This is a genomic window from Oscillatoria sp. HE19RPO (assembly GCF_024220515.1).
Classification (GTDB): Bacteria; Cyanobacteriota; Cyanobacteriia; order Cyanobacteriales; family Laspinemataceae; genus Laspinema.
On record NZ_JAMXOT010000512.1, the window covers coordinates 1 to 2,389 of the forward strand.

Consider the following 2,389-nt stretch of genomic DNA (forward strand, 5'->3'; position numbering starts at 1 on the left):
TTGGGATAAATTGCAGGATTTTGGTCAGAAACCCGGTTTCTAGGGGTTGCCCAGGGTCAGAAACCGGGTTTCTTGGCTACATTTGGGATAAATTGCAGGATTTTGGTCAGAAACCCGGTTTCTAGGGGTTGCCCAGGGTCCGGGAACGGGAGTGCGATCGCCCCTGTACGGATGCTGAACCTTCCTAAACCGATTAAACTAAAGACAATCCCTGTCTTATCCCAAATCCGGTTGTCTCAAGTCTCTGGATTAGCCCGCGCAGGCGGGCTTTGTTAGTGTAGCCCCACCCTTTAGGGTGCGGGTTTTAACTCAGTTTCAAGATTATTTTTTTCAATTATCATGAATTATGAATACATTTTTTGCTTTTATCGTTCCCCTAATTTTTGGCATTCTCGGTTATACCGTTAGCGCAGTTAAAGTCATTAATGAGGGAAACGAAGCCTTAGTCGAACGCTTAGGCCGATTTAATCGAAAACTGAGTCCCGGTCCGAATTTAGTGTTTCCTTATATCGAAAGTATCGTGGTAGAAGATACCACTCGGGAACAGGTTTTAGATGTTCCGCCGCAAAATGCTATTACCAAGGATAACGTCGCGATTAAATTAGATGCGGTGGTTTATTGGAAGGTTATGGATTTGCAAAAAGCCTATTATGAAATTAATAACATCAATTTAGCCATTAAAAATCTCGTGTTGACCACTCTGCGCTCTACAATTGGTCACATGGAATTAGAGGAAACCTTCTATTCAACGGATGAAATTAATCGCCGGGTTTTGAAGAACTTAGATAGTGCAACCTCTAGCTGGGGGATTAAAGTATTGCGGGTGGAAGTGCAAGACCTTGATCCACCGAAAACGGTCTTAGAGTCGATGGAAATGCAACGGGCTTCGGAGATTAGAAAACGGGCGACAATCGTTGATGCTGAAGCAACTGCTGAGTCGGTGCAACTAATTTTACAGTTGCTGCAACCGCAGATGACGACAACCGAAGTTATGAAATATTTGCTGGCTAAACGGTATGTCGATGCCAATCAAGAATTGAGTCAAAGTCCTAATTCTAAAGTGATTTTCTTGGACCCGAAGGCATTAAATGATGCGTTATCCGAGCTAATTTATATGCCGGAAATGGGCCAACAGCTTAATAATCCGAATACTCCTCCACCCCCAGGAGGAAATCCTCCCCCCAGTCAGCCGGGAAATGGCTCGAATCCTACTTAGGTTTTGGGTCGATAAATGGCATCGGCAACCCGACAAACGTCGTGCATTTCTGCCACATCATGGATGCGGAGGATATCGGTACTGCCGGTGGCGATCGCAGCACAACAAGCGGCAGCAGTTCCCCAGACTCGTTGTTTAGGGTCCGGTTGGTTAACCAAATGCCCGATAAAACTTTTGCGAGAAGGGCCGACTAACAGGGGACAGCCTAATGTTTTAAACTGGGACAAATTTCTAATCAGGTCCAGATTTTGCTCGTAAGTTTTAGCAAACCCAATCCCGGGATCGAGAATAATCTGATGGGGTTGAATCCCCGCAGCAGTTGCCTTTTGAATTTGAACGGTGAAAAATTCGGTGATGTCGCCGATTAAGTCCTGATAATCGGTGAGTTTTTGCATGGTTTCGGGAGTGCCTCGACTATGCATAAGGACGAAGGGAACGCCTAATTCTGCCACTACGGAGAACATTTCTGGGTCCCCGGTGCCCCCGGTGACATCGTTGACGATATCGGCCCCTGCTTCTATGGCAGCTTTTGCCACAGGCGATCGCGAGGTATCGATGGAAATGGGACAGGTGGCGAATGTGGGGTCTTTTCTGAGCGATCGCACCACCGGAATCACCCGATTCAGTTCTTCTGCTAGGGACACTTCCAAGGCCCCGGGTCGGGTGGACTGGCCCCCAATGTCGAGGATATCGGCACCGCCATTAATTAACGTTTTGGCATGAGTTACTGCCGTTTCTAGGGTGTTAAAGTCGCCCCCATCACTGAAACTATCGGGGGTGACATTGAGGACCGCCATTAAATAGGTGCGCTGACCCCATGTAAACAGGCGATCGCGAATCGTCAGTGGCAAGGGTTGATGATTCATCCGGGATTAAGGACTTTTGAGACAGGACTTAAGCGATCTTTAAAATTAAACCCTAAATGTAGAGGCGATTCGCGAATCGCCTCTACATTTAGGGGAAATTCTCCAAATCTGCGTAAGTCCTGTTGAGAGTTAGGGGTTGGCGAGTGATTGACGATGAACGGGGGATAACGCCTGAAGGCGTTACTACGAACTAAGGGAACTCCAAAAAATAAAATCTCCAAAACGTTTGTTCGTAGTGACGGATCAACGGAGTAGCCCCGTCAGTGTAGGGGCGCAATGCTTGCGCCCCTGGGGCGCAAGCATTGCG

General features: G+C 47.5%; 2 protein-coding genes. One reads left to right on the forward strand and one right to left on the reverse strand.

From position 1 onward, the window contains the following. Positions 1-346 precede the first annotated feature (346 nt). Entirely contained in the window at positions 347-1,216 is an 870-nt protein-coding gene (locus tag NG833_RS30245) for an SPFH domain-containing protein (RefSeq protein ID WP_254568965.1), read from the forward strand. Here NG833_RS30245 and folP read toward each other — a convergent pair. Beyond that, positions 1,213-2,082, reverse strand: coding sequence for a dihydropteroate synthase (folP, locus tag NG833_RS30250; RefSeq protein WP_254568966.1), 870 nt, complete (start codon positions 2,080-2,082; stop codon positions 1,213-1,215). The genes NG833_RS30245 and folP overlap by 4 nt on opposite strands. Positions 2,083-2,389: the final 307 nt, after the last annotated feature.

Coding starts and splice junctions, on each gene's coding strand:
- NG833_RS30245 (WP_254568965.1), top strand. CDS start 347: ATGAATACATTTTTTGCTTTTATCGTTCCCCTAATTTTTGGCATTCTC.
- folP (WP_254568966.1), bottom strand. CDS start 2,082: ATGAATCATCAACCCTTGCCACTGACGATTCGCGATCGCCTGTTTACA.